Annotated in this window: 25 protein-coding genes; 10 read left to right on the top strand and 15 right to left on the bottom strand. The window is 68.4% G+C overall.

Annotated features, from left to right (window positions below):
• Positions 1-16 precede the first annotated feature (16 nt).
• On the top strand, positions 17-1,510 hold the full coding sequence (locus tag LJ737_RS20545) for an O-antigen ligase family protein (RefSeq protein WP_227768633.1): 1,494 nt from the start codon (positions 17-19) through the stop codon (positions 1,508-1,510).
• A gap of 9 nt (positions 1,511-1,519) precedes the next feature.
• Here LJ737_RS20545 and LJ737_RS20540 read toward each other — a convergent pair whose 3' ends face one another.
• The 7 genes from LJ737_RS20540 to LJ737_RS20510 form a co-directional block, all read right to left on the bottom strand.
• Complete coding sequence (locus LJ737_RS20540) at positions 1,520-2,101, bottom strand: DinB family protein (RefSeq protein ID WP_227768632.1); 582 nt, start codon at positions 2,099-2,101, stop codon at positions 1,520-1,522.
• A gap of 90 nt (positions 2,102-2,191) precedes the next feature.
• Complete coding sequence (locus LJ737_RS20535) at positions 2,192-3,460, bottom strand: PP2C family protein-serine/threonine phosphatase (RefSeq protein ID WP_227768631.1); 1,269 nt, start codon at positions 3,458-3,460, stop codon at positions 2,192-2,194.
• A 113-nt stretch (positions 3,461-3,573) separates the two neighbouring features.
• On the bottom strand, positions 3,574-4,749 hold the full coding sequence (locus LJ737_RS20530) for an ABC transporter permease (protein ID WP_227768630.1): 1,176 nt from the start codon (positions 4,747-4,749) through the stop codon (positions 3,574-3,576).
• The gene (locus LJ737_RS20525; RefSeq protein WP_227768629.1) at positions 4,749-5,006 is read right to left on the bottom strand and encodes a hypothetical protein; all 258 of its coding nucleotides are present in this window, start codon (positions 5,004-5,006) and stop codon (positions 4,749-4,751) included. Before LJ737_RS20525 ends, LJ737_RS20530 begins: the two co-directional genes overlap by 1 nt.
• Positions 5,007-5,078: 72 nt before the next feature.
• Positions 5,079-5,612: a c-type cytochrome gene (locus LJ737_RS20520; protein WP_227768628.1), complete on the bottom strand. Its 534-nt coding sequence runs from the start codon at positions 5,610-5,612 to the stop codon at positions 5,079-5,081.
• A gap of 95 nt (positions 5,613-5,707) precedes the next feature.
• The gene (locus LJ737_RS20515; protein WP_227768627.1) at positions 5,708-6,877 is read right to left on the bottom strand and encodes a glycosyltransferase; all 1,170 of its coding nucleotides are present in this window, start codon (positions 6,875-6,877) and stop codon (positions 5,708-5,710) included.
• Positions 6,874-7,836, bottom strand: a complete 963-nt coding sequence (locus tag LJ737_RS20510) for a lysylphosphatidylglycerol synthase domain-containing protein (RefSeq protein ID WP_227768626.1) — start codon at positions 7,834-7,836, stop codon at positions 6,874-6,876. Before LJ737_RS20510 ends, LJ737_RS20515 begins: the two co-directional genes overlap by 4 nt.
• A 75-nt stretch (positions 7,837-7,911) precedes the next feature.
• Between LJ737_RS20510 and ruvC the strand changes: the two genes are divergently transcribed.
• Entirely contained in the window at positions 7,912-8,550 is a 639-nt protein-coding gene (ruvC, locus tag LJ737_RS20505) for a crossover junction endodeoxyribonuclease RuvC (protein WP_227768625.1), read from the top strand.
• Positions 8,551-8,558: 8 nt separating this feature from the next.
• On the opposite strand, the gene LJ737_RS20500 is transcribed toward ruvC, so the two are convergent.
• From LJ737_RS20500 to LJ737_RS20490, 3 genes are all read right to left on the bottom strand, one after another.
• The gene (locus LJ737_RS20500) at positions 8,559-8,972 is read right to left on the bottom strand and encodes a DUF5071 domain-containing protein (RefSeq protein WP_227768624.1); all 414 of its coding nucleotides are present in this window, start codon (positions 8,970-8,972) and stop codon (positions 8,559-8,561) included.
• Between the two features lie 223 nt (positions 8,973-9,195).
• Positions 9,196-10,269, bottom strand: coding sequence for a tetratricopeptide repeat protein (locus LJ737_RS20495; RefSeq protein ID WP_227768623.1), 1,074 nt, complete (start codon positions 10,267-10,269; stop codon positions 9,196-9,198).
• A gap of 121 nt (positions 10,270-10,390) precedes the next feature.
• Positions 10,391-11,200: a PhzF family phenazine biosynthesis protein gene (locus LJ737_RS20490; protein ID WP_227768622.1), complete on the bottom strand. Its 810-nt coding sequence runs from the start codon at positions 11,198-11,200 to the stop codon at positions 10,391-10,393.
• A gap of 422 nt (positions 11,201-11,622) precedes the next feature.
• Here LJ737_RS20490 and LJ737_RS20485 point away from each other — a divergent pair, with 422 nt between their 5' ends.
• The 5 genes from LJ737_RS20485 (at position 11,623) to LJ737_RS20465 (ending at position 18,695) form a co-directional block, all read left to right on the top strand.
• A complete protein-coding gene (locus tag LJ737_RS20485; RefSeq protein ID WP_227768621.1) occupies positions 11,623-13,278 on the top strand; it encodes a hypothetical protein in 1,656 nt (551 codons plus the stop codon).
• A 146-nt stretch (positions 13,279-13,424) separates the two neighbouring features.
• Positions 13,425-15,038, top strand: coding sequence for a hypothetical protein (locus LJ737_RS20480; protein WP_227768620.1), 1,614 nt, complete (start codon positions 13,425-13,427; stop codon positions 15,036-15,038).
• A gap of 216 nt (positions 15,039-15,254) precedes the next feature.
• Positions 15,255-15,806, top strand: coding sequence for an RNA polymerase sigma factor (locus LJ737_RS20475; RefSeq protein WP_227768619.1), 552 nt, complete (start codon positions 15,255-15,257; stop codon positions 15,804-15,806).
• Positions 15,807-16,774: 968 nt separating this feature from the next.
• Positions 16,775-17,728, top strand: a complete 954-nt coding sequence (locus tag LJ737_RS20470) for an outer membrane beta-barrel protein (protein WP_227768618.1) — start codon at positions 16,775-16,777, stop codon at positions 17,726-17,728.
• Between the two features lie 28 nt (positions 17,729-17,756).
• Entirely contained in the window at positions 17,757-18,695 is a 939-nt protein-coding gene (locus LJ737_RS20465; protein WP_227768617.1) for a hypothetical protein, read from the top strand.
• Positions 18,696-18,813: 118 nt separating this feature from the next.
• Here LJ737_RS20465 and hutI read toward each other — a convergent pair whose 3' ends face one another.
• From hutI to LJ737_RS20445, 4 genes are all read right to left on the bottom strand, one after another.
• Positions 18,814-20,079, bottom strand: a complete 1,266-nt coding sequence (hutI, locus tag LJ737_RS20460; protein ID WP_227768616.1) for an imidazolonepropionase — start codon at positions 20,077-20,079, stop codon at positions 18,814-18,816.
• A gap of 337 nt (positions 20,080-20,416) precedes the next feature.
• Positions 20,417-20,869: a hypothetical protein gene (locus LJ737_RS20455; RefSeq protein ID WP_227768615.1), complete on the bottom strand. Its 453-nt coding sequence runs from the start codon at positions 20,867-20,869 to the stop codon at positions 20,417-20,419.
• A 33-nt stretch (positions 20,870-20,902) separates the two neighbouring features.
• On the bottom strand, positions 20,903-21,355 hold the full coding sequence (locus LJ737_RS20450; protein ID WP_227768614.1) for an AAA family ATPase: 453 nt from the start codon (positions 21,353-21,355) through the stop codon (positions 20,903-20,905).
• A 50-nt stretch (positions 21,356-21,405) separates the two neighbouring features.
• Positions 21,406-22,512, bottom strand: coding sequence for a spore photoproduct lyase family protein (locus LJ737_RS20445; RefSeq protein WP_227768613.1), 1,107 nt, complete (start codon positions 22,510-22,512; stop codon positions 21,406-21,408).
• 174 nt (positions 22,513-22,686) lie between these two features.
• Here LJ737_RS20445 and LJ737_RS20440 point away from each other — a divergent pair, with 174 nt between their 5' ends.
• Positions 22,687-23,574, top strand: coding sequence for a DUF4440 domain-containing protein (locus LJ737_RS20440; protein ID WP_227768612.1), 888 nt, complete (start codon positions 22,687-22,689; stop codon positions 23,572-23,574).
• A gap of 4 nt (positions 23,575-23,578) precedes the next feature.
• Here the strand turns inward: LJ737_RS20440 and LJ737_RS20435 are convergent, their stop codons facing one another.
• The gene (locus LJ737_RS20435; RefSeq protein ID WP_227768611.1) at positions 23,579-25,201 is read right to left on the bottom strand and encodes a MutS-related protein; all 1,623 of its coding nucleotides are present in this window, start codon (positions 25,199-25,201) and stop codon (positions 23,579-23,581) included.
• Between the two features lie 133 nt (positions 25,202-25,334).
• On the opposite strand from LJ737_RS20435, the gene LJ737_RS20430 reads away from it, so the two are divergent.
• Both LJ737_RS20430 and pncA read left to right on the top strand, forming a co-directional pair.
• Positions 25,335-25,856: a 2'-5' RNA ligase family protein gene (locus LJ737_RS20430; RefSeq protein WP_227768610.1), complete on the top strand. Its 522-nt coding sequence runs from the start codon at positions 25,335-25,337 to the stop codon at positions 25,854-25,856.
• 103 nt (positions 25,857-25,959) lie between these two features.
• Entirely contained in the window at positions 25,960-26,571 is a 612-nt protein-coding gene (gene pncA / locus LJ737_RS20425; protein WP_227768609.1) for a bifunctional nicotinamidase/pyrazinamidase, read from the top strand.
• The last annotated feature ends 3 nt before the right edge of the window (positions 26,572-26,574 follow it).

Here is a 26,574-nt window from a genome sequence, read left to right as displayed (position 1 = left end):
TTCGCTTCCCGCTGTTATGAATACCTGGCTGACCCGGCTGCGCCCCCGCGACACCCCGGAGCGGGTGTTCGTGGCCTTCGTGCTGCTGCTGCTGGTGGGCGGGGTGGTCGGGGTGGCGGCCCGCTCGCCGCTGGCGGGCGTGCTGCCCGCGCTGGTGGCCATCGGCGTGGGCGTGCTCATCATCGATTGGCGCTGGCTGTACTACCTGCTGCTGAGCACGCTGGCGTTTTCGCAGGAGCTGAAAATTGGCACCTTCACCCTCGACGTGCCCTCGGAGCCGCTCATGCTGCTGCTGCTGGGCTGCCTGGGCATAGCCCTGCTCAGCGGGCGCATCGAGCTGTCCCGCCGCGAGGTGCTGCACCCCATCGTCCTCATCCTGGGCCTGATGCTGCTCTGGGCCGGCGTCTCGACGCTGTTTTCGGTGGACACCACCAAATCGGTGAAGTACCTGCTGGCCAAAACCTGGTACCTGGGGCCCTTCCTCTTCATTACCCTGATGCTGCTGCGCCGCCCGGCCGACGTGTGGCGCGTGGCCGCCTGCCACGCGGGCGGGGCCTGCGTCACGGTGCTCTACACGGCTGTGCGCCACGCCACGGTGGGCTTCAGCTTTGCCGGCATCAACTGGGCCATTCAGCCTTTTTACATCAACCACGTTATCTACGCCACGGTGCTGGCGCTGCTGCTGCCCTACGCCTTTTACGGCCGGCAAAACGCGGCGCCCGGCAGCGGGGCGCGCCGCTGGTGGCAGTGGGCCGTGTGGGTGCTGGTGTTCGGCTTGTTTTTCTCCTACACCCGGGCCTCCATGCTCTCGATTCCGATTGCGGCCGGCTTCTACTGGATTATGCGCCTGCGCTTTACCCGCTGGGTGCTGCTGGGCGCGCTGCTGGGGGTAGGCGCCGGCGCGACCTACTTCGTGCAGCAAAACAACTACATGCTCTACGCCCCGGACTTCGAGAAAACCGTGTTTAACGGCGGCAACTTCGAGAAGCACCTGGAGGCGACCTACAAGCTGCAGGACGTATCGGGCATGGAGCGGGTGTACCGCTGGGTGGCCGCCGCCCGCATGCTGGCCGACAAGCCCGTCACCGGCAGCGGCCCGTCAACGTTCTACCCGGAGTACAAGCGCTACACTGTCAAGAGCTTCCGCACCTACGTGTCGGACAACCCGGAGCATTCCACCACCCACAACTACTTCCTGCTGCAACTGGCTGAGCAGGGCGTGCCGGGCTTCGTGCTGTTTGCCGTGCTGCTCTGCGTGGCCCTGATTACGGCCGAAAACCTCTACCACCGCGCGGCCGGCTGGCCCGCCCTGCGCCGAGTGGTGCTGGCGGCCACCTTGTCGCTTATCGTCATCATCTTTCACCTCACGCTCAACGAGTTGATCGAAGTCGATAAAATCGGTTCGTTCTTCTTCATCAGCCTGGCCGTGCTGATCAAGTGCCAGCGGTGGCTCGGCGAGCCGGCCGCTGCCCCCGACCGGCCGCTACCGTCGGCGGAGCCCGCCGCTTAAGCGGCGGCGCTACCGGGTGGCCGCCCGGTATTCTTCCCGGATGCGCGCCAGCTGCGCAAGGTGGCGCTCGGCGTGCCGGGCCAGAAAGTACACGTACTGATACACGTCGATTTTGCCTAAGCCGTTCACGCTCATGGTGGTGCGGTAGCGCACGCCTTCGCCGTGGGGCAGTGCATCGAGCACCCGGTGGCAATGCCGGAGCTGCTCGTGCAGCTGCCGGCGCACCGCGGCCAGCGGCTGGGCGCCCGTGGGCTCCATGTGGGCGGGCCGCATCCACTCGAACGACTTGTGCAGGCCGATTTCGTCGAGGCGCGCATCGGCAAACCGGTAGCCCTGCAGCTCGGTGGCCAGGTCCAGGCCGGCCTGATTTTTCAGGGCTTTGGCGGCTCCCTTGTCGATGAGAATGAGCAGGAAGTGGTTGGTCAGCCCGACGTGCTCCAGCACTTCTTCCACGGTCCAGCCGCCCGCTTGCGGCCGGTACTGCCGTTCGGACGCCGGGTGGTCAAACCAGGCATCGAGGCGGGCAAAAGCGTGGTCCAGCGCGTGGCGAATGTGCGCAATAACATCTTGAATATCGGCGGGGGCCTGCATGGCTGAAGATGGTATTAATGCACCCGGGCGCCGCCGGCGCAGTGGTTTTCCTGCGGCAGCGGCGCCCGGGCGGCGAAGCGCGGCTTCGGCTTAGCGGAAGCGGCAGGTCAGGATGGTAATGTCGTCGGCGTAGTGGGTGCCCTTCACGTTGAAGGCGGTGATGCGGCGCAGCAGTTCGTCGTGCAGCTTGGGCAGGGGCAGGTAGCGGTGCTCCCGCATGGTTTGCAGCACGCCTTCTTCCCCGAACTCGTCGCCGGCTTCGTTGAACACTTCAGTCAGGCCGTCGGTGTAGTTGAGCAGGGTGCTGTGCGGGGGCACGGGCACGCGGCCCACCTTCAGCATGGGCAGCTCCTCCATCACCCCGAGCATGATGGTGCCGGTTTTGAGCACCTGCGCGGGGCCCTGGCCCACGTCGGGCAGCAGCAAGGGGTCGTTATGGCCGGCATTGACGTACTCCAGCTCGCGCGTGGCGCGGTTGTACACCCCAAAGAAGGCCGTGATAAACCGGTCGCCGCCGGAGTTGCGGAAGATGAGGTTGTTCAGCTCGCTCACGACGGTCGAGAGTTCGGCCTGCTGGCGCAGCAGCGTGCGCAGCCCGGCCTGGAAGTTCGACATCAAGAGCGAAGCGCCCACGCCCTTGCCCGATACGTCGGCCACGCAGAAGAGAAACCGCTCCTGGTCGATGGCCACCACGTCGTAGAAGTCGCCGCCGACGGCGGTGTGGGGCACGTAGGTGGCGTGCACGGCCACGTGCTGGTCGTTGGGCAGCTTGTTGGGGAAGAGCATAGCCTGCACTTCCTGGGCAATTTCGATTTCCTTGCGCACGGCCGCGGCCTGCACCTGCTGGCGCACCAGCCGCCGCGACGACACGGCCCCGAGCAGCATCTGGCTCAGCGACTCGATAAACGATACGGCCTCGCGCCGGGCCTCGACGGTGGCCGTGTAGTTCTGGTGGGCCAACCCGATGAACACCAAGCCCAGCATTTGCTCGCTCTGCCGCACGGGCAGCACCGAGGCGAAGTGCTGCCAGGGCGCCCCCAGCTCCAAATCGGCCACGCCGACAGGGTGCTCCGGCGGGAAGCGCTGCAGCTGCTCGGGCAGCGTCACGCCGCGAAAGTCGGGCATGCCCGGCCCGAACGAAACCGCGCAGCGCCACTGGCCGTCCTGCACGGTGTAGACGGCCAACTGCCGTACGCCCAGCTGGCCCAGCAGGGTGAACTGAAAGATTTTGAAGAGGTTATCGTCATCCGGCTCGCCGTTGATAACCGGAGTAATTTCCAGCAACGCGGCTAGTTCCCGTTCCTTTAGCTTGAGTAGCAGGTACTCCTCTTTGGACAGGGGACGCAGGGTATCGGGCATGAGGTCGGGGTATGAGGGTAGGAGGGCAAGAGTTTGTGAGGTAGCAAAAGGGTCGGGGGTTGGGAGATGAAATAATTTCACCTCCTACTCCCACACCCTCTTGCCCTCCTACCCTACTGTAGCGGAGTTTTGGGGTCGTAAGCGTCGCGCAGGCCGTTGCCGAGCAGGTTAAAGCTAAGCACCAGCAGGCTAATGGCCGCACCGGGCAGCAGCGTAAGCCACAAACCGGCCTGGGTGCCCAGCAGTTGGAACCCTTCGTTGACCATCAGGCCCCAGGACGGGGCCGGTGGCTGCACGCCCAGCCCGAGGAAGCTCAGGCCGGCTTCGAGCAGGATGGCGGCGGCGAAGTTGCTGGTGGCAATGACAATGAGCGGGCCGAGCAGGTTGGGCAGCAGGTGACGGATCAGCAGGCGACTCGTCGGCAAGCCTAGTACGCGGCCGGCCTCCACGAAGGTTTTTTCGCGCAGGCTCAGCAGTTGCCCGCGCACCACCCGCGCCACGTCCACCCACATGGTCAGGCCCACGGCGACGAAGCTGGTCCACACGCCTTTAGAGCCAAAGGCCAGCGAAATGGCAATTACCAGCATGATACCCGGAATGCTCCACACCACGGTCATTACGCCCAGCAAAAGTGAATCGAGCCAGCCGCCGGTGTAGCCAGCCACTGCCCCCACCGCCACGCCGATGGCCAGCGAAATGAGCACCGCCACCAGCCCGATGCCCAGCGAAATGCGCGTGCCCAGCAGCAGGCGGCTCAGTTCGTCGCGGCCGGCTTTGTCGGTGCCCAACCAGTAGGTGCGCTGGCTGATTCGGTCCCGCTCGATTTCGGCCCGCAGCGCGGCGGGAGGTCCAGCGTGGCCGGCCACACGGCTCAGGGCGTAGCGGCGGGCGGGCTCGGGCAGGGTGCCCTTGGCCTGAAACGGCTGCACCACCAGCGTGTCGCCCTGCACCTGCCAACCGCCGATGGGCACTTCCTCGGTGCGGGCGGGCACGCCGCCCAGCCAGCGCCCGCCCAGGCCCGGCGCCTCCCCGGCTGAATCGGCCAGCGGCAGGTGCAGAATGGTGGCGCGGAAGCCGGGCGGCTGCTTCTGCAGCTGCACCAAGCTGTTGTTGGCGTCGGGCGAAGGATCGGGCAGAATGAGGTAGCCGAGCACGGCTACCAAGCTGCAGAGCAGGATGAACGCAGCGCCGGCCACGGCGGGCGTGTTGCGCAGCAGGCGCCGCCGCACGTAGTAACCGGGCGTACGCACCGGCGCCGCGGCGGGCGGATGTAGAACGGGAGCCGCCATCAGCGCGTGTTGTGCTGCAGCAGGCCTTCCTTGGAGGCGAGGAAAAAGCAGTCCTGCCGCAGCGCGCCGAAGGACGTGGGCTCGTAGGCCAGCTCGGTGTCGGGGTCGGGCCAGTAGCAGCGCACCAAGCCCTGCTCCAGCAGGCTGCGCAGGCCCTGCTCCAGCTCGGCGGCGGGCAGTTGGGTGCGCTGCAGCAAGTCGTTAAACGAAGCGACGAAGTACAGCTCGTCGAGGATATCGAATTCGGCGTCGGTCACGGGGGGCTCGGCTGATGATGGACAAAGGTATCATCGGCGGGGCAGGAATGCGCAACCGCGGCTAGTCTGGGCCTAATTGACCGCCACCGCATCGACACCCACGTTGGGCGCCCCTTCCTGCCTGCTCACGTACTTCACGATGCTGCGGATTTCATCGTCCGTGAGGTTGAAGCTGGGCATCTGCTGCTTCTGGTACTGGTTGAAGACTTTCACGGCGTACTCGTCGCCACTGGCAATTACCCGGCTGGAGTTTTTCACCCACTTGATAATCCACGGCAGCGGGCGGCGCTTGTCGATGCCGGCCAGCGCCGGGCCGACCACCACGTCGTTGATGGCGTGGCACTGGGCGCAGTTGCCTTTGAAAAGGGCGTCGCCAGCGGCCACGGCCTCCGCGTCAGCCGCCGACAGATTTAATGAGGCCAGGTACAGCGAGTCTTGGCCGGGTGTGGTAGCGGCCCGCACCGAATCGGCGGTAGCCGCGGCGTAGGGTTCTTCGGCCGCAGGCCCCGGCTCCAGGCCGGTGGCGGTCAGAAACAAGACGACAAGGCTGCACACGAGCAGCGCTACGGCAACTGGAAATACCAGCGTCAGGGCATTACGGGACATGGCAAACGGGGCTAATTGGGGCACGTTGAAATCGGCCAAAAAGTAGCCCCTGCCGTGTGGTCAGCCAAGCTTTTTCGTCGATTTCTGCGGCCCGACTAGGCGCGCACCTGCCGCCCCTTCCAGCGGTAGCCGCCGCGCAGCCCCAGTAGCCCCACGGCCAGGGCGTAAGGCGGGTACAGCAGCTGCAGCAGCGGCACCAGCCGCAGCCAGCGGCGGCGCCCGAAAAAGCCGAGCACCGGCGTCAAAAACCACGCATCCGCGCCGAGCTTGAGCGCCCAGCCGGCCGCGGCCCAGGGCCAGGCTGCCGGCTGGGCGACGAGCAGCAGCGCCAGCAGGTACAGGCTCACGTTGGCGCCGAGCACGAGCAGGGCCAGCCCGCGCGAGGCGCCGCCGGGCTGGTAGTGCCGCCACTTGCTGGCCCAGCGCACCCGTTGCTGCAGCAGAGCCCCGAGCGTGGGCTGGGCCGCGGTGCGCACCGTGGCGTCCGGGCTGTGCACGAAGCGGATGCCCTGGGGGTAGCGGGCCGCCAGCTTGTGGAGCAGAAACTCGTCGTCGCCGCTGGGCAGGTGGTCGTTGCCGCGGAAGCCGCCCACCTCGGCAAAGGCGGCGCGGCGGTAAGCCAGGTTGGCGCCGTTGCACATGGTGGGCGCCGCCTGGGCTATGCTGGCCGCGCCGGTAGCCACCAGCGCCGCCAGCTCGAGGCCCTGCAATTCGGCCAGCAGCCCCCGGCCCGTGAGCAGCACCGGGCCGCTGACCAGCTGCACCCCGGGCGCGGCGAAGTAAGGCGCGTAGCGGGCCAGCCAGCCCTCCGATACGCGACAGTCGGCATCGGTGCAAATGACCCAGGGAGCTTGCGCTACGGCCAAGGCGGCTTCGACGGCGGCTTTTTTGCCCGTCGGCTGGCCCGGCAGCGCCGCCAGCGTCAGCAGACGGAGCGGAAACGGGCTGCCCACCGTTGCGGCGCGCACCACATCGGCGGTGGCGTCGGTACTGTGGTCGTCGACCACGATAACTTCGAAGGGCGGCGCCGCGCCCAGCCAGGTTTGGCGGCCCAAATCGGCCAGCAGCGCGGGCAGCGCGGAGGCTTCGTTGCGGGCGGCAATGATAACGGACGCTTGCAGCCCGGCGGCCGGGAGCGGTTGGGCGGCGTCGAGCGGCTGGCCCAGCCGGAGCCGGCCCCAGGCCCGGCGGTAGCGCGCAAACACCCCGGCGTAGAGAACCGCGGGCAGCGTCAGCAGCAGGCCCAGCCAAGCGGCCCCGCTCATGCGCGGGCGGCGTTGCGGTGCTTGCGGCCGGTGCGGCGCAGCACCTTCAGCCGCAGCACAAACAGCAGGCCGGCGGCGCTGGGCAGGGCAATGTTGAGCACCCACAAGCTCAGGCTGGCCGACAACACCGGCAGCACCGGCAGCCCGAGCAGCCCGAACAAATGGGTGGCCGACAGCTCCCGGGCGCCCACGTCGGTCAGCGCGTTCAGCGAGGGCACCAGGGACTTGAGCAGAAACGTGCCCGCAATGGCGGCCAGCGCCGCCCCCACCGGGGCCGTGGCGCCGTAGGCCCAGAGCAGCAGTCCGAATTGCGCCGTGAACACCGCGTAGCGCAGGCCCGAGAGCAGCAGCACCTGGTGCAACACGTGCGCGGGGTAATGCGGCAGGTTGGCCGTGTAGCGCTGAAACCGCCGCAGGGGCCGCCATTGCAGCACGGCCGTCAGCAGCAGGCGGCTGCGGTAGAGCGGCAGCAGCACCAGGGCGTTGCCCACGGCGGCCGTGAGCGTCAGGCCGGCGGCCACCAGCGGGTACTGCCCGCCCAGGTAGCGCATCACGAAGTAGAGCACGCCCAGCGAACCGGCCAGCAGGGTAATGACCAGCTGGCAGTAACGGCCCAGAAACACGGCGCCCAGCGCTTCGGGGCGGCGGTTTTTGAGTTCAAGCAGGCGGCCGGCGTAGTCGCCCACGCGGTTGGGCGTGACGAAGCCCAGCGTGAGGCCCGTGAGCACGGCCCGGAAGCTGCGCCCGTACGACACCGGCTCCAGGTGCCGGGCCAGGCGCCACCACTTCCACGCTTCGAGGGCCCAGTTCAGGGGCACCAGCAGCAGGGCCGCCAGGGCCGGGCCGCGTTGCGCGTCGGTGAGCAGGCCGCGCCAGGCAGCGGCCGTGGCCCGGTCGGCCACCACCGACTGCCACAGCAGCCAGAGTGTGAGGGCCGTAACGGCCAGCTTGCCGGCCACCACCCAGGGGCGCAGGCGCCGCCGGCGGGCCGCACTAGCAGCGTGCCGGGGTTTCGTTGCGTAACTTTGGGGTGAATGGCTGCTTTCCTCCCCTCCGCTTCCCTGCCCGATTTGCCCAAGATTATCATGGGCGTCGACCCGGGCACCCAAATCATGGGCTACGCCGTGATTGAGGTCACCGGGCAACGCGTGCAGGTGCTGCGCTACGACGTCATCAATCTCAAGGCGTTTGGGTCCAATCACGCAGTAAAATTAAAGAAGATCTTCGACCGCATGATCGAGCTCATCGAGGAGTTCCTGCCCGATGAGCTGGCCATCGAAGCACCCTTCTACGGAGCCAACGTGCAAAGCATGCTCAAACTGGGCCGGGCCCAGGGCGTGGCCATTGCCGCCTGCCTCTCCCGCCAGATTCCGTACGTGGAATACGCCCCGACGAAGGTCAAGCAGTCGGTAACGGGCTCGGGGGCTGCCAGCAAGGAACAGGTGGCCAGCATGTTGCGCCAGACGCTCAAGCTACCCGCAGAGGATGCCCCGAAGTTTTTCGACGCCACCGACGCACTGGCCGTGGCCATGTGCCACCACCACCAGAAGGGCAACAACGTGAAGGCCGGCGGCAAGAGCTGGGGCAAGTTTCTGGCCGACAACCCCGACAAGCTGGCGGCGCCGGTAGCCGGCAAAAAGGCCGTGGCCGCCCGCAAAAAACCGGCCGCCTAACTCCACCGCTAGAGGCCCAGGTCGTCGAGCAGGGCTAGCGCCCGCTCCGCCACGTGCTCGGCTTGTTCGGCCGGCGTGGGGTGCTGCGCCAAGCGGCGCAGTTCGCGCAGCACGTCGGCATCGGCCTGCGCCCGCAGCACGGGGTCGACGACCAAACCAAGAAACGCGTGTTTCCAGCGCGCATCCGCTCCGCGCAAAATTTGCAAAACGGCCGGCCGAATGACGGGAAAATGCAGGGCCAGCACCTCGCCCACGCCCCGCGCCACCGGCCAGGTGCCGTCCTGCGTCCAAGCCAGCAGCCCGTCGAGTTCCGCCAGAATCCGGTCGTCGTCGACCCGCCGCAGGTTGTGCACGGCCTGGTAATCAGCGGGGTGCGCCGGCACGATGCGGCGGGGAGGCAGCGCCGCGGCTTCTTTGCTCATGATGTCCATTGGTTCTTGCGGCCGGCATTGCGTTTCGGCCACTCCCTGTAACGTACCAAACCGGCTTCGCGTGCCTGGCAGGCCGGTTGTGCGGGGTATTTGGCTACTTGGTGCCGCGGCCCCGGCCGGTTCGGCTCGCTGAATTAGCCCAAACATTCTCCCCCGCTCGGAAGCGGCCGGAGCGCGGCGGGGCCCCAACGCGCAAAGCCGACGACCCTCCGCGTTACTTAGGCCACTGGTAGGTTTTCGACCACTCCTGAAACACCTCCACCTGGACCGTGTGCGCCAACAGCCACTGCTGCACGTCGGGCTCCTCGCTCTGGGCCGAGCGGATCAGGTACGCAAACACCGGCACGTAGTCCTTGCGCTTCATTTCCTGGAAGTACGGCACGTAGTAGTCCCACACGAAGCCCCGGTGGCTGCCGCTGCCCTTTGCCGACAGATTGCCGATCAAATCGTTGAGCTTTTCGGCGGTGCGCTCCGTGGTGGTCTTGTCCTTGTTGTCGTCGTCGTAGTCCAGGGCGGCCATCATCGCGAGCAACATGTCGGTTTGGGCGAAGTTGTCGGCCCCTTTGCCGCTGTTGGCCGCTTTGAGCGTCTGCGAGCTGACGTTGAGCGTGACGCTGTTGTCGCCGGTTTTCTCGGCGCCGCCCCGCAGCAGCTGGTCGAGGCGGGGCAGGTAGTGGCGGGCCCGCTCGCCCCGGGGCTCGAGCACCAGGTAGCGGCTCAGCTCCAGGATGGCCGGCACGCGGTTGCCGGTTTCGGCCGTCACCAGGCCCAGAAACAGGTGGGCGCTGGCGTGGCGCGGGTTCAGGCGCACGGCCTGCTGCAGCGCCTCCACGGCCTCGGCGGCCTTGTGTTGCCCGTACAGCGCAATGCCCAGGTTGAAGTAGAGCTGGTTGCTGGCGGGAAATTTCTTGAGCCCCTGCTCGTAGGTTTTCACCGCTTCCCGGGGCTGCTTCAGTCCGTCGAGCGCGTTGCCGTAGGTGACGTAGATGCTGGGCTCGGCCCGGTAGCCCGGGGCCGCCAGCACCTCTTTGCAGAGCGCGGCCGCGTCGGCGTGGCGGTCGAGGCCTTCGTAGGTTAGGGCCAGCTCGGTTTTGGCGTAGGTGCTGGCCGGGTCGAGCTTGAGGGCCTCCTGGTACTTGGCCGCGGCTTGGTTAAGCCGGCCCTCGTCGTAGAGGGCAATGCCTTCTTTGATCAGGGCTTGTATCTGCTCCGGGGCCTGCGCCCGGCCCAGCAACGGCGCGAGGCACAGGGCAGCGCCGAACAGGCGACGGGCAACGCGAGTAATCATAAACGCACCAGTGATGAAATGAGCCGCCCGGCCGGCACGGACCGAGCTTCGCAAGCTACGGCACCCCCGCGTAGCGCGCAACCGGCTCGTCGGCGGCCCGGAATGGGGTCCCGGCGGGTTTTCACAGCGGCAGCTCGATTTCCCCCCGCAGATACGTCACGGCGTAGCCGCTGATGAGCACCCGCTCGCCGCGCAGCTCGCACCACAGCTCGCCGCCCCGCGCCGATACCTGCCGGGCGCGCAACTCGGTTTTGCCCAGGCGCTCGGCCCAGTACGGCACCAGCTGGGTGTGGGCCGAGCCGGTGACGGGGTCTTCGGGCACGCCCACGCGGGGGCCAAACCAGCGCGAGACGAAGTCGAGGCCGCTGCCCGGGGTCGCCGGGGCGGTGGCCACCACGCCGCGGTACTCGACGCGGGCCAGGTGCGTCATGCTCGGGCGCAGGGCGCGCACCTCGGCCTCGGTATCGAACACAGCCACCAGGTCGGGGCCGCCGAGGATGCGCAGGGGCGTAGCCCGCAGCCCGTCGATGAGCCCGTCGGGGTGCTGCAGCAACGGATGCGGGGGCTGGGCCGGAAAGTCGAGGGTGAGGCGGCCGTCGGGCTGCTGGCCCACGTGCAGCGGGCCGCTGCGGGAGTGAAACGTTAGGGCCGCGGCGGTGGCGCCGAGGTGGCGAAACAGCACGTGGGCCGCGGCTAGCGTGGCGTGCCCGCACAGGTCCACTTCGACGGCCGGCGTAAACCAGCGCAGCTCGTACTCCGCGTCGGTGCCGGCGCGCGGCACGAAAAAGGCCGTTTCGGCCAGGTTGTTTTCGGCCGCAATGGCCTGCATAGTCGCGGCGGGCAGCCACTCGTGCAGCGGGCACACGGCGGCGGGGTTGCCGGCAAACACGTGGTCGGTAAACGCGTCGACTTGGTAGAGGGAAAGCAGCATGGCAAGCAACAACGACTGGTGGGGCGGCGGACGAAGCTACAAAATCCGGCGGCCGGTGACCAGCCGCCGCGGCGAGGCTGGCTTTTCCGCAGCAGGCGAGGCGGAGCTACACAATTTCGTTCGGCGTGACGCCTCTGTTTTACCCACACAGCTATAAACCTGCACTACAATAGCTTACACACTATTTACACGCAGTCAACGGGCCGATTTCCAGGGCTGGTTCCCAGGCTTGAGCGTGCTGCTGGTGCCGAAACGCGCCGGCCCGCTGATTTTTTTCTGCTGGAGTTCCAACCCGTTTCCGGTGCGCGGGGTCATGCCCTCTGAAACCCCAGCCGACCGGGTCCGCCGGAAAGTTTCGCCCCGTGTATTCTTCGCCCTTGCGGCCACTAGTGCTTTCCTCCCCTTTCCCAACCGAACACTCTATGAAGCACTTTTTACCCAAAACGACGCTGACCGTTCTCTCCTTGCTCGGCCTGGGCGGCTACGAAGCCCGCGCCTCGCACGCCCAGGGAGGCGACCTGCGCTACGAATACATCGGCAACCAGTACAGCCCGGTGCGGCCCAACCTCTACAAGGTCACCTGCCGCTTTTTCCGCGACTGTAGCGGCGTCGACGCCCCGTCGTCGATGACCCTTAACGCCCGGATAGGCACGGCCACGACCTCCTGCGCCAGCACCGATTCGCGCAACTTCACCGCCACGCTCACCAAGCAGGGCTTGCCCATCTACGGCAACCAATACTGCGCCACCGCCAGCGGCGTGTGCACCGGCGCCGGCCCCGATAACTACGAAGAGAATACCTACACGGGCACCGTCACGCTGGCGCCGGCGCAGTGGGTGCTGAGCGCGGAAGAAAACGCCCGCCCAGCCCTGGCTAACCTTTCCAACGTCATCACCCGCACGCTGCGCTTCGAGGCGGTGCTCAACAACCAGCTGCAAGCCGGGGGCACGACCACGACGCTCACCAACAGCTCGCCCAACTTTGGCTCCACTCCGGCCGTGTTTGTGGCTTGGCAGCGGGATATTTCGCTGAACATGGGCGCCTACGACGCCGACGGGGATTCGCTGGCGTTTTCGCTGGTCACGCCGCTGGAAGGCTGCAACATGCTCAGCCCCTACACCAGCACGCCCGCCGGCGGCACCTACACCCTCAGCCCGGGCTGCACGGCCGTCATGCCGTCGACGGCCCTGTCGGCGACGTACCCGCTGCCCTCGGCGCAGCTGACGGGCGCCTGCCCGGTGTTCACGGCCGCGCCCTATTTCCTGCTCGACGCGGCCACCGGCAGGCTGCGCTTTACGCCGATTGCCTACACGGCTAACACCACCCCGGGCCAGGGCCTCAACAAGTACGCCCTGACGGTGAAGGTAGACGAGTTTCGCCGCCTCAACGGCAGCTACCAACACGTCGGCAGCGCCCGCCGCGAACTTTTCGTCAACGTGTACGACTGCGGGCAAAACCAGCTGCCGCGCTTCGCCAGCACGATGCAGGTCTTTGGCCAATCGGGGCCGGTAGCGGTTGCCACGCCGATTTCGGTGCGGGCCGGCGCGGCCACCTCGGTCGTGCTGACGGCCACCGATGCCAACGCCGGCCAGCACATCACCTTCTCCGCCAACCACCTGGGTGTGCCGGGCGTGAGCGTGGTGCAGAACTCCGCCACGACCCTTTCCATCGAGTTTGCCCCGCCCGCTACGCTGCCCGAAGGCACTTACTACGTGACGGTGCGCGCCGACGACGACGCTTGCCCGATCAAAGGCTTTGAAGTGCAGACCCTGGCTTTTCGGGTGACGAACACCGCCCTGAGCAGCGCCAACGCGCAGCAACGGCCGGTGGTGTCGGCGTACCCGAACCCGTTCGGGGCCTCGGTGCGCTTCACGCTGGCGCGGCCGGCCCGGCCGGCCGCGGCCGTGCTCGTGCTCGACCGCCTCGGCCGCGTGGTGGCCCGCCTGCCCGTGCCCCCCGGCCCCGGCCCCGACGCCTCGCTCACCTGGACCCCCGACCCGGCCCTGCCCGCCGGCCTCTACCTCGCCCGATTCCCCGACGCTCCCCAAGCCGTGCGCCTGCTGCGCCTGACGAATTAATCCATTACCCCGCTTATCCCTTTTCTTTAATTGCTAGTGCGCTGTTCCCCGCGGCGGGCGGCCGGCTCCCTACCGGCCGCCCCCGACGGGCCGGACCGCCCTTACGAACTGCCTTTACCCGTTAGCATCGTTCAGAACGCTTGGTTATGTCGCGTTTTCTACCTTCTGCCCTGCTGCTTGCGGCCGCGATGGGCCTGTCGGCGGCACCCGCCCGGGCCTCGCACGACCTGGGCGGCGACCTGCGCTACGAGTCACTGGGCAACAACCGCTACCGCGTCACGCTGCGGCACTTCCGTGACTGTTCGGGCATTGCCGCGGCGGCCTCTTTCACGCTCAACGCCCGCGTCAACGGCTGCGCCGGGGCGCCCGACCCGCTCGACCGCACCGCCACGCTGGTGCTCGAGGGCCAGGGCATTCCGGGGCCCCAGAATTGCGCCGTCACGAGCATTTGCGGCAGCCCCAATCCCGGCAACTACGAGGAAAACAATTACGTGGGCACGCTAACCCTGCCCGCCGCCCAGTGGACGCTAAGCGTGGACCAAAACGTGCGCGGCCCACTGGCCAACATCGTCGGCAACACCGACATGCGCTTCGAGGCCACGCTCGACAACCGCAACGGCGTCGCCAATAACTCGCCCAATTTCGGTTCGCTGCCCATCAACTACGTCGGCTGGAAGCTGAACAGCCGGGTGAGCATCGGCGCTTTCGACATCGACGGCGACTCGCTGGTGTTTTCGTCGGTGGCCCCGCTGAACAGCTGCGGCGTCGCGGCCACTTACCTGCCCACGCCGCTGGCTAATCCGCTACTCGTATCCAGCACGCCGGCCTGCGTGCTGATGGCGGCCGCGGGGCAGCCCACCGCATTTTCGCCCGCCTACCCCATTGCCACTCGCCTGGACACGGCCGATTCCTGCCCACTGCTGCGGGCTACGGCCCGGCCGTTTGCCTTCAACGTAGCGACCGGGGGCATGACGTTCAACGCGGGCATGTACGACCCGAACGGCACCCGCAGCACCGGCGACAACCGCTACGCGGTGGCCGTGCAGGTGCAGGAATACCGCCGCGTCGGCAGCGGCTACCGCCTCATTGGCACGGCCCGCCGCGAGATGATGCTCACGGTGGTCAACTGCGGCCCGAACGTGTACCCGCGCTTTGCGGCCACGGTGCAGGTGGCCGGCCAGCCGGCGCCGCAGCCGGCCACTCAGGCCGTGGCGGTGCGCTCGGGCAGTTCCGTCAGCGTTACCGTGTCGGCAACCGACGACAACGCCGGGCAAGTGCTTGCGCTGACGGCTAACCGGCAGAGCGTCCCGGGGCTGAGCGAGCGAGCCAGCGGCCCCGGCGCCCTCACGGTGACGTTTGCGCCGCCCGCCACGCTGCCCGACGGGCTGTACTACGTGCCGGTGCAAGCCGACGACAACGCCTGCCCGATCAAGGGCTTCGACACGCAGACCTTGGTGTTCCGGGTGTACGGCTCGCCGCTGGCCAGCCGCAGCCGGGCGCAGTCGGCGGCGGCGTGGGCGTACCCGAACCCGTTCGGGGCCTCGGTGCGCTTCACGCTGGCGCGGCCGGCCCGGCCGGCCGCGGCCGTGCTCGTGCTCGACCGCCTCGGCCGCGTGGTGGCCCGCCTGCCCGTGCCCCCCGGCCCCGGCCCCGACGCCTCGCTCACCTGGACCCCCGACCCGGCCCTGCCCGCCGGCCTCTACCTCGCCCGATTCCCCGACGCTCCCCAAGCCGTGCGCCTGCTGCGGCAGGCGCCCTAACGGCCCCCTGACTGTTTTTTATTTTTCACGAATTGCCTGATTCCCAGCCATCGGCCTCAGGCGGCGCTACCCGGGGCCGCTGATATGCGATTTTTTTCAGCGCACGTTCCAACCCCGAACGCTGCTTTTGGGTCATCAGCCCACGCGGGCCCTGAACTTTTAGCTGCCCGGCTCGGCAGTTCCGTACCGGAACGGACTGCCCCGCTCCGCGTTGCTATGCCCCCAGTGTCCATCGACGAGCTAGTGGAACAGTGCCGCCAGGGCCGCTCGTCGGCCCAGCAGGCGCTGTATGAGCGCCTGGGCGGCCGCTTGTTCGGCGTGTGCCTGCGCTACTGCCCGAACCGCGAGGAAGCCGAGGAAGTGCTGCAGAACGTGTTTGTCAAGATTTTCACCCGAATTCATCAATTCACCGGCCAAGGTCCCTTCGAGGCCTGGGCCCGCCGCATCGCCGTAAACACGGCCTTGCACGCGTGGCGGCAACGCCAAGAACCCGGCCTGCATGTGTCGTGGGACGATGCGCCGCCCGTGGCGGAAACCAACGGCGACGCCCTCGACCACCTTTCCATGACGGAACTGCTGGCCCTGGTAGGCACCCTCCCCGAGGGCTGCCGCATGGTACTGAACCTGTACGCGGTGGAGGGCTACGCCCACGCCGAAATAGCGGAAATGCTGGGCATCTCGGAAGGCACCAGCAAATCCCAACTCTCACGGGCCCGCAAGCTGCTGGAAGCACGCCTCACGGCCCGTCAACGCATTCAATGCTCATGAGCGCGCCCGAAACCGATCCGTTCTACGACGCCCTGCGTAATCGGCTGCACGATTACGAGGAGCCACTCCCGGCCGGGGGGTGGGCGGGTATTGCGCAAAAGCTCCCCCCACTACCGCCCAAGCCGTGGTGGCGGCGCACGCCGCGCCGCCGCTTGTTGCTGCTGGCGTTGTTGTTGCTGCTGGTACCGACCGCCCTACTTTGGCAGTGGCAGGCCCAGCGCGGTCCAGAAGCGCCCTCCACTGCTCGCGTAGGGCCGGGCCGAGCAGCTACTGGCTCCGCTGCCTCAGCCAACCGCCCCGCTGCGGGGCCGGCGGCCCCAGCGGCCGCCGGTAAGTCCGGCGAAACCGCGGCACTGGGTTCTTCAACAGCATCGCGGACTGGGGCCGCTGCAACCGTAGCCAGTTCCCCGGCTGCCGGCTCCACTCCCGCGGCCGGCGTGACGCGCAGCGGTGGCCCGGCCGTGCCCGAGCGGCTAGCTTCGGGGCATCCCACCCGCATTCCGCCCCGAGGCTCTATTCAACACGCAAACCCGGGATTGGCCGGCAGCGCGCCCGCCGATACCACCAGCCCCGCGGTGTCGGGCGAAGCGGCGCGGCCCCGGCTAGCCGCCGCCCGGCGCCGGCAACGGGGCAAGACGGCCCTCGTAGTGGTAGCGGCTGCCCGGCGTCGGACGCCTCGCGTGCCGGCTAAAGCGTCGGCTACGGATGCCCCGACCGCGCAACCTGCGGCCGCCCGGCCGCCGGGCAGTTCTGCCTCGTCAACCGGTCTAAACACCCCGACGGCGGCGCAGCCAGCGGGCCAGGATACGCCTCCCACTGCTGCGTCGAACTCAGCGCCCCCCGACCATGCCGCGCAGCCTTCGACGCCTTCGACGGTAAACCCCGCCCTGCCGGGCCCCGGCGGCCAGACCGCCGGGCTTGGCGCGCTGGGGGCAGGTTCGGTTAAAAAGAAAGCGGCTAAACCCGCTATGAACGCCACTGCACCTGCCGCGCCCAGCGCCGAGCCGGACGCGGCAGGCACGGCCACGCGGGCTACTCCGGAGTTAGCAACTACTGCGGCTGGCCAAGCCCAGAGCCTAACGCGTTGGCGCGCAGACGAGGCGGGGCTGGGCAGCCTGACTTCGTCCTTGCTGCTGGCGCCGGGTGCAGGCTTGCCAACGCCCCTACCGCCGCCCGCCGGTCCGCGCGACTCCTTGCGGCGCCTGCGGCCCGCGCGCCTGAGCCTAGGCTTGCTACTGGGCACCGCGCTGCCTTCCGCCCAATCTCCCCGCTTGGACAGCTCGAATCGACTGCCGCTGCGCCATTTACCCGGGGTGTCGGCGGAGCTAGCGGCCCGGTACCGGCTCAGCCGCACCCTGGCCCTGCGCGGGGGCGTGGGCTACGCCCAGCAGCGCCAGGAGGCCAACGTGACGGTGGAGAAACGCCAGGCTTACTGGGGCCGCACCACGCAGCTGATTGTGCGCGACAACCCCACCGGCCCCGACACGCTGCAACTAGTCAGCTACGGCCTGCTCGATTCGGTGGTGAGCCGGCAGCGGCAGCGCTACCAGCTGGCCCAGCAGTACCTGACGCTGCCACTGGCGGCCGAGTGGCACCCGCGCACGCCCTTTGTGCGCTGGCAGCCCGTGCTCGGGCTGGGCGCCACGACCAGCTGGCTGCTGCGCGGCAGCTACATCACCACCGACGACGGCTGCAACTGCCAGCAGAAAACCCAGCGCCGCGCCGGCGCCGGCCCGTTTGCCCCGGTGAGCGTGGCCTTCACGGCCAGCCTCGGCCTCGATTACGCCCTGGGCCTGCGCTCCGTGCTGCTCGTGCGCCCCGCCGCCACGTACCTGCTCACGTCGCCGACCCGCAACGGCGCCCGCGGCACGCTGTCGGCCGGCCTGCAGGTGGGCTGGCTGTTCGACGTGCACCGCCCCTGATTCCCCGACCTCTGCTTCGTGCCTTGATATGAAACGCTCATTCCTGATTTCACTGCTGCTGGGGGCGGCCTTGCTCGCGGGCTGCGACAAAGCCGAGGACGGCCTGCTCGTTTGCGACCCGGTGGAACCGGGCGTGGCGTCGCTGGCGGCGTTCTACAAGCTGTTTGCCGCGCCGGTGCAGGTGGTGGAAGTCAACAGCAACCAGACGCAAACCGTGAAGCTGCTCGACGGCTCCAGCATCGTGGTGCCGGCCGGGTCGTTCGTGCTGCCTTCGGGCACGCCCGCAGCTGGCACCGTGGAGCTGCGCGTGCAGGTGCTGGGCACCACGCCGCAAATGGTACTCAACAGCCTGCCCAGTTCCTCCTTCTTTCGTCCGCTGGAAGCGGGGGGGCACATCCGCATCACGGCCCGGCAGGGCTCCAGCGCGCTGCGACTCCGCACCGGCCGTTTCCTGACGGTCAACACGTTGTCGCCCGCCAACAGCTCCGCCTCCGACCAACTGGCTTGGCGGGGAGTGGGCACGGCCAGCGGCGGCGTCACCGTTGCCTGGTCCCAGGACACGGTTCCGGTGCGGACCATCAGCACCGCCAGCGGGGAGCGGTATTTTCAGCGGCGGGTGTGGACGGATTCGCTGGGCTGGTTTAGCGTGGGGCGGCTGTGGACCAGCAACCCGGCCGACACCACCCTGTTGCGCGCCGACGTGGGCGGCGACGCCAGCGCGCGGGTGTTTCTGCTGCCCACGCAGCGCAGCGGCGCCTTCCTGATGAAGTGGAACACCCAGACCCGCCTGATGGAGCTGTACGGCGTGCCGCCCTCCACCGAGCTCAACGTGCTCACGCTGCGCAGCCAGAACGGGCAGTTGCTGCTGGGCGTGCAGCGGGCCACCGTGCGCCGGGGCCTCGTGCTGCGCCCCACCCTGGAAGTCGTCGCGCCCGAGCAAGCCGCCGCCCTCATTCGCCTTCAATAGCCTTTACCTATTCTATCCGACTCGTTGTATCCGAGATGATTGTGCTTATCGGAAAGGCCGCCCGAGCTTCGGGCGGCCTTTTTATTACCGAGTGATTTTCCTGCCCCGCGGCGGGCGTTTACACAAACTGCCCGCCGATGACGACTTGCTCCACGGGGTTTTCGCCCAGCCAGTAGGGCAGCTCCCGGTAATCGGGCACGCCCAGGAGAAGCAGGTCGGCGCGCTTGCCGGGCGCCAGGGAGCCGCAGTTCGCCTGCTGGCCGATGGCCCAGGCGGCGTTCAGCGTGACGGCGGCCAGGGCCTCGCGGGGCGTGAGGCCCATTTTCAGGCAGGCCACCTGCAGGGCCAGCCAGAGGTTTTTGCTCGGGCAGGAGCCGGGGTTGAAGTCAGTGCTCAATGCTACGGGTAGGCCCGCCTCGATGAACTGCCGGCCGGGGGCGTACTTTTCCTGGCGCAGATACAAGGGCACCAGCGGCAGCAGCACGGCCACGGTGCGGCCCTGCGAGGCCGCGGCCACTTGGGCGGCGCCTTCGGGCGTGAGGTAGTCGCAGTGGTCGACGCTGACGGCGCCCAGCTCGGCCGCCATCAGGCAGCCGCCGAGGTCGTGGAGCTGCTCGGCGTGGATTTTCAGTCCAAAGCCCAGCTCCCGCGCCCGCTGCAGGTAGTGCCGCGAATCGTCGACCGAAAAGGCGCCTTCCTCGCAGAAAATGTCCACGAAGGGCACCGCGGCCGGGTCCAGTTGGGGCAGCACGTCGGCGGCCAGCATGGCGAGGTAGTCGGCGGGGCGGCCCTTGTACTCGGGACCGGGCACGTGGGCGCCGAGGAAGGTGGGCACCACCCGCACGGGCTGTTGGGCGCCGGCCTGCTGGGCCACGCGCAGCAGGCGCAGCTCGGTTTCGGCGTCGAGGCCGTAGCCGCTTTTGGCTTCCAGGGTGGTGATGCCGTAGCGCCGGAAGCCGTCGAGGTGGTGCAGAGCGCTCTGCAGCAGCTCCTCCTCGGCGGCCGCGCGGGTTTTGCGCACGGTGCTCAGAATGCCGCCGCCCGAGGCCAGGATGTCGAGGTACGACTCGCCCTGCAGCTTGCGCTGAAATTCATCGGCGCGGTTGCCGCCGAACACGAGGTGGGTGTGGCACTCCACCAGCCCGGGCATCAGCACCCGACCCGAGGCATCGACGACCCGCGTGTCGGGCCCGATGCGGGCCGCGTCCAGCTCGTCCATCGGCCCGACGGCGGCAATGGTGTCGCCCAGGCAGGCCACGTAGCCGTGCTCGATGATCCGCCAGTCGGCGTGGGCGGCGCCGGTGAGCGGCTTATCGGTGGGGCCGCCGGCGAGGGTGAGCACTTGAGCGGCGTGGCAGAAAAGCAGGGAATACGGCTGGAGCATAGCGGGGCAAGTGGGCGGTTGGTGGGCCGAAAATACACGCTCCGCCGGCCTCGGCACTAACCGGCAGCCGCGCCACTAGGGCTCCGGCTTGGCTAGCACGCCTGGGCCCAACGCCCGAAGCACGCGCGGCTTGCTTCCCTGCCCGAACACCTGCGCCCAACCCGTCTTCCGGGCATTGTAGCCCCCGAAGCTGGGATTTCGGCAGAGGCAAGGCACTGTGCGCAGCGCCGGATGCGTGCCGTCCGCAGTCCAGCGCACCACTTTTTGCTGAAAAGCCCAGCATTTGGGTTCGAGACCCGCTCCGCCGCTATTCAAGCAATTGGCTTTTATCGAGCCGCTATTCCGGGGCAATTCGGGCTTGCCCACCGGCCGAAATGGCGCCCTTGCGGGTCATGCTCTTGATGAACTCCACCCGCCGGAAGCGCAGCGCCGACCAATCCTCGTCGATGGCCACCTGGCTTACGGGCTCGAAGCCAGCCTGCCCCAGCGCGGCCCAGCCATTGTCGCGGTTGAACTCGCAGCGGTACTTTTTCGACGTGCCCTTGGGATAGGCCACCCACACGGCTGCGTCGCCGGGGGCGTGTCCCAGTTGAGCGGCCAGCTCCTCCACCTCCGGCAGCTTGGTGACGAAGGCCAGCACGGTGGTGACCGGTACCGTCGGGGCCAGGGCGGCTTCCACGGTGGCCCGCTCCCAGAGCTCGGCCAGGGCGGGTTGCAGGTCGGCGGGCAGGCCCAGCAGGCCGACCACAGCACCGGACTTGATTTGCAGTTTGTCGACGACGGATTTCATACCGCAAAATAGCGGACCGCCACGTAGCGGCCGCTACCGGGGCTCGGCCTGCCAAGGCTCCACCACGAAGCTGCCCTCCGGCCCGATGCGCACGTAGTAGAGCGCGTCGAAGCCCTCGGCCAGGTGGGGCCGCTCTAGCCGCCCGGCCGCCCCGAAAATGCCCACCGCGGGCACTTGCTCGGCTGCCGGCCGCTGCGCGTTGCGCAGCAGCGCCTCGCGGGGCACCGACTGAAAGTAATAGCCCACAATTTCGTAGCCCGCCGCCTTGGCCGGTTCGATGTAGCGCGCCCGCTCGGCCGCCGTGGGGTTGGTGTTGTCGACGGCGAAACGGGCCTGGGTGTCGAGGCAAAGCGCGAGCAGGCGCTGCTCGCGGTTACGGGTCCGAAGCAAATCCAAGCTGATACGGATGTGAGAATTGAACAGCCGCTCTTTGTAAAAGGTGGACTTGCCGGTGGCCTGGATACCGCAGAAAATAATGGCTTGCATGATCGGGGCCAAGTAACGAAAAAGCCACCCCGCCGGGGTGGCTTTCGGTGTTAGGTCCAGTAAAGCACCGGCGCCTGCGGGAAGCGGCGCTGCCACTGCTGGTAGAAGAACTCCTTCAATTCGCGCATGTCGGCGGGCTGGTACACGTATTTGAGGCCGCCGAACTTGTTGCGCTTCACGGCGCGGGTGGCCTCGTCCAGGTCCAGGGAAGTGTTGGGGTACCACTCAAGTAGCTGCTCCTTGGAGCCGGGCGTGAAGCGGTGGCTGATCAGCTCTACGGTCAGGTCGCAGTCGAAGTCCAGGGTGGCCTGCAGGCGGTCGAGCAGGCGGCCGTACTCCTCGCGCCAGCCGGGAAAGGGCATGATGGGCGCCAGCACCACGCCAACGGGGTAGCCGCCCCCACCCCGCTCGCGCGGCAGGGCCAGCTGCCGCAGCGCCTGCAGCCGCGCTTCCACGGAAGCCGTGCCGGCTTCGAGGCGGCGGGCCACCGGCTCGGCATTGAGGCTGATGCGGGCGCGCGTACGGCCGTGGTGGGGCAGCGCGAGCAGGCTGCCGACGTGGTCGTACTTCGACACGAAGCGCAGCCGCGCGCCTTCCCGTGCGCCGAAGTGGCGGATGCACTCGGCCAAGCTGCCGGTGAGGTGCTCCAGCCCGAGCACATCGGTGTAGCAGCTGACTTCGAAGGAGGTGAGGCGGCCGGGCTGCTCGTAGGCAGCGGTGTTGTGCAGCAGCGCGGGCAGGTTGGCGAAGACCTTGACCACCGGCGGGCCGCTGAGCGAGCCGGCCAGGTAGCAGTACTGGCAATGGGCGGGGCAGCCTTCGGCCAGGTTCATCTGCCAGTCGGCCGAGGGCGGGGTGGGCTGCAGGCGCAGGGCGCTCGGCGGGGCTTTCACCACGGCCAGGGTGCTCTTGGCGCGGCGGTAGGTGTCGCGCTCGTCCACGCCGCGCAGGCCGGTGAGGCGGTTGCTTTTCAGGATTTCCACTTCCAGGTCGTGGGCCGTCACGCGCGCCAGGATTTGCTGGCCGAAGGGCTCGTCGAGGGCGTCGGGGGTGAAGAGCACGCGCTTGGGCAGCCAGAGCTTGGCGGCGTGGGTACGCGGGGTTTCGGCCGGGAAGGCCGGCGTATTGAGCACGGGCAATAGCAGCGGGTCGGTCATCTGTAGCACAACACCCAGCGGGCCGGGGAAGGTCCCGCAAAACCAGCTAAAACCAAGTATTTCAGCGTGAAATCAGCGCGCAACGGTGCCCCTTTTTCCGCGTCGGTTCACATCATCATGTTGTTGCGCGGCGGGCTTTCCGGGCCCAGCTTGCCGGTGTCTTACCTCCCCGCTATGCTTCACGTCTCCGCTTCCCGCCGCACGCTGGTCGGCCTCCTCGCCTTCGGACTTACCGCCGCCTCCGCCCGGGCCCAGTCGCCCGCGACCAAGGCCGTGGTGGCCGCTGAGCGAGCTTTTGCCGCCCAGGCCCTGGCCGAGGGTACCAAGCCCGCTTTCCTGGCTTTCATGACCGATTCGGCGGTGGTGTTTAGCCGCGCCGAGCCCGCCCTGGCCCGCGGCGTGTGGGGCGGCCGCCCCGCCCCCACCCCCACCGACCCAACCCTGCACTGGGGCCCGGCCTGCGCCGGCGCCGCCGCCTCGGGCGAGTTGGGCTACAGCACCGGCCCTTGGTTTCTCACCCAGCCAGATGGCCAGCGCGTGGCCTACGGGCAGTTTTTCACCATCTGGGCCCGGCAGCCCGACGGCCGCTACCGCTGGCTGCTCGACAACGGCATCAGCCACCCCGCCCCCGTCGGCAGCCCCGAGCCGCCCGCCACGCTGCTCTACCCCGCCGCCGGGCAGGCGCCCAAGCGCGGCAGCGCGGCCGTGCTCACCCGCCCCGCCCAGCTCGACGAGCAGCTGACCGCTGCGGTGGCCGCGCAGGGCCTGGCCGCCGCCTACGCCGCGCGGCTGCACCCGCAGGCCCGCCTGCTGCGCGAAAACGTATTGCCCCTGCTCACGCCGGCGGCCATCCAGCAGCAGCTTGGCACCGAGGCGCCGCGGCAGCTGCAGCCGGCCGGGGGTCGGGTGGCCCGTTCGGGCGAGCTGGCCTACACCTACGGCACTTTTCAGACCAGCGGCGGCGCGGCGGCCCGCGGCAGCTACGTGCACCTCTGGCAGCACGGCCCGGGCGGCTGGCAGCTGCTGGCGGAAGTCCTCAACGAAGCTCCCCAAAACAAATAGCGCCTTACGCTGGCGTCAGCGGCGGCCGGGCAGCCTGCTGTTGGTCGAGGCGGGCGGCAGTAGCCTGGGCGGCGGCCACCACGTCGGGCGGGTAGCCGGCCAGGGCCAGCACCCGGATGGCGTTGCGGGTGGTGAGCGGGCCGGGCTTGAGCTTGAAGTCAAAGACCAGGTCGTGGGCGGCTACGGCTTCGGTGAAGTGGTAGAGGTCGTAGCGGCTGCGCAAGAGCGGGGCCAGCTCCCCGTCGTGGGTGGCGGCCAGCACGGTGGCGTGGCGGCCTAGATGCTGGAGCACGGCGTAGGCCACGGCAATGCGCTCCACGGTGTTGGTGCCCTTGAACAGTTCGTCGAGGATAAACAGCTGCCCGGGCGCGTCGGCGGCCTGCACCAGGGCGCGCACGGCCTCCACTTCTTGGTAGTAGTAGCTTTTGCCTTCGGTGAGGCTGTCGGCCACGGCTATGCTGCTGCGCACCCGCAGCAAGGGCGCCCGGTAGGCCCGGGCCAGGCTGCAGCCCACGGCCTGGGCCAGCACCACATTCACGCCCACGGTGCGCATGAAGGTGGTTTTGCCCGACATATTCGAGCCCGTCAGCAGCACGCTGCGGCCGTCCACGGCGAGGCTGTTGGGCACGCAGCCGGGCACCAGCGGGTGGTACACTTCGCGCAGCTCCAATTGCTGCGGCCGGGCCCCGAAGTCGGGCGCGCAGTGGTAGGGCACGGTCTGCTGCCAGGAGGCCACGGCCAGGGCGCTGTCGACGTAGCCCAGGGCCTCGTAGAGGCGTCGCAGCGGGGCCTTGCGGGCCTGCAACACCGCCGCGTTGCGCCGAAACAAAAGCAAATCGAGCAGGAAGGTAATTTTGACGTACTGGCCCAACAGCCACACGGGCATCAGCAGCTCAACCGTCGGCACCTGGCTCCACTGCGCCACGAAGCCGAGCCGCCCGACCAGCGGCCGGAGCGCGGCCAGATCGGTGCGCAGCGCGGCGGCATCCAGCCCGGGCAGGGCCACGGCGGCCAGCGCCCGGCCGGCCCGGTACAGGTTGCCGAGCTGCTCCAGCGACTTGAGCTGGGCGTTGATGGTGTACTGCCCGCGGTAGTGCAGCAGCAGGTTGACGATAAAGACCAACCCGACCCCGAACAACAACGCCGGCTCCACCGCGCTGGCCAGCAGCAAGCCGGCCGAAACCAGCGCCAGCCAGGGCGCGGCGCGCGTCCAGCCGGGCACCACCGGCGGCGCGGGCGCGAAGAGGTCGGCCAGGTGGTAGGCGTCGTAGTGGGCGAGGCGGTGCAGGGCCAGCTGGGCCGCCTCCCGGGCCGGGGCGTCGGCGGCCAGGGCCGCAACGCTGGCCTGGAAGCCGGCTACTTCGGCCGCTTCCTGCCGCGGCGTGCGCAGGCGGTGGTAGAGCACCTGCTGGCCCACGCGGCTCTGGGTGTGGTCGAGGGCGGTGAAGACCTCGTCCAAATTCAAATCCTGCCAGGTGGCCTCGTCGAGCGGCGGAGCAGCCGGCTCCGCTTCGGCCACGATGCGGTGGTAGCGGGCAATGAGGGCGAAGTTGCGGTGCCCGGCTTTGGGCTGCCCCCAAGCGGCGCGCAGGGTGGTACGGAACGGTTGCGGACGGCCGAAGAGCATAGCGTGGTAAGAATACGCCCGCGCTGCTGCGGGCCCGGGGCGGCCAAGGTACGGCGCAGCCGGCGCAACATTCCGGGCCGCGGCCGGGTAGGCATAGGCAAGGGCCACCCTTCGCCCCCAAGTTCCGCCGCCTATGCCGTCCCTTGATGCCCCGCTGATCCTGACCCTGCAGCTCGACGCCGAAGCCCAAGCCTTTTTCGACGCGCTGCGCCAGCGGCACTTCCCGCCCGCGCGCAACTACCTGGCGGCCCACCTCACGCTGTTTCACCACTTGTCCGGCGCCGAGCTGGACAACATCGAAGCCTACTTGGCCGTGCGCTGCCGCACGCAGGCGCCCATCGAGCTGCACGTGTCGGGGCTGCAGTCCCTGGGCCGGGGCGTGGCCTATACCCTCTTCAGCCCGCCCACCGAGGCCCTGCACCGCGAGCTGCAGACGCACTGGCAGGCCCAGCTCACGCCCCAGGACCAGCAGCGCCGGCGCCCGCACGTGACGGTGCAAAACAAAGTGACGCCCGAGCAGGCGCGCCACCTGCTGGCCGAGCTGACGGCTACATTTCAACCCTTCGCGGCCACCGGCACCGGCCTGCAGCTGTGGGCCTACCGCGGCGGCCCCTGGGAGCTGCTGCGCACGTTTCCCTTCGGCGAAAACGCCTAGCGCGGTGTTTCCCCGACCGATTCGGTTTGCTCCGGGCCGCGTACTTTCGCCCGGCCGCGCTGGCCTGCCCGGCCCTAGTGCTATTTACTTCACCCGACTCCCCATGAAAGCTCTGCTACTGATTGATATTCAGAACGATTTCGTGCCCGGCGGCGCCCTGGCGGTGCCCGGTGGGGCCGACATCATCCCGCTCGTCAACCGCCTGCAACCGCACTTCGACCTGGTGGTGGCTACCCAGGACTGGCACCCGGCCGGGCACCTGAGCTTCGCCAGCAGCCACCCCGGCAAGCAGCCCTTCGACCGCATCGAGCTCTACGGCCTGGCCCAGGTGCTCTGGCCCGACCACTGCGTGCAGGGCACGGCCGGCGCCGAGCTGCACCCCGCCCTCGACCAGCACCGCATCGAGGCCATCTTCCGCAAGGGCATGGCCCGCGAAATCGACAGCTACAGCGGCTTTTTCGACAACGGCCACCGCCGCAGCACTGGCTTGGCCGACTACCTGCGCGGCCGCGGCGTGACGGAGGTATACCTGGCCGGCCTCGCCGCCGATTACTGCGTGTTTTTTTCCGCTAAGGATGCCCGCGGCCAGGGCTTCAGCACCTTCCTGATCGAAGACGCCACCCGCGCCATTTCGCCCGACGGTTTCGAGCAGGCCAAAGTCGAGCTGCACGAGCTGGGCGGGCGCGTCATCCAGAGCCAGCACGTGCTGGGGTAGCCC

The sequence above is a fragment of the Hymenobacter sp. 15J16-1T3B genome, from assembly GCF_020711235.1.
In the GTDB taxonomy this organism is placed as follows: Bacteria; Bacteroidota; Bacteroidia; order Cytophagales; family Hymenobacteraceae; genus Solirubrum.
Note: the sequence above shows the minus strand (reverse complement) of the source record. Positions and strands in the feature narration are given on the sequence as shown.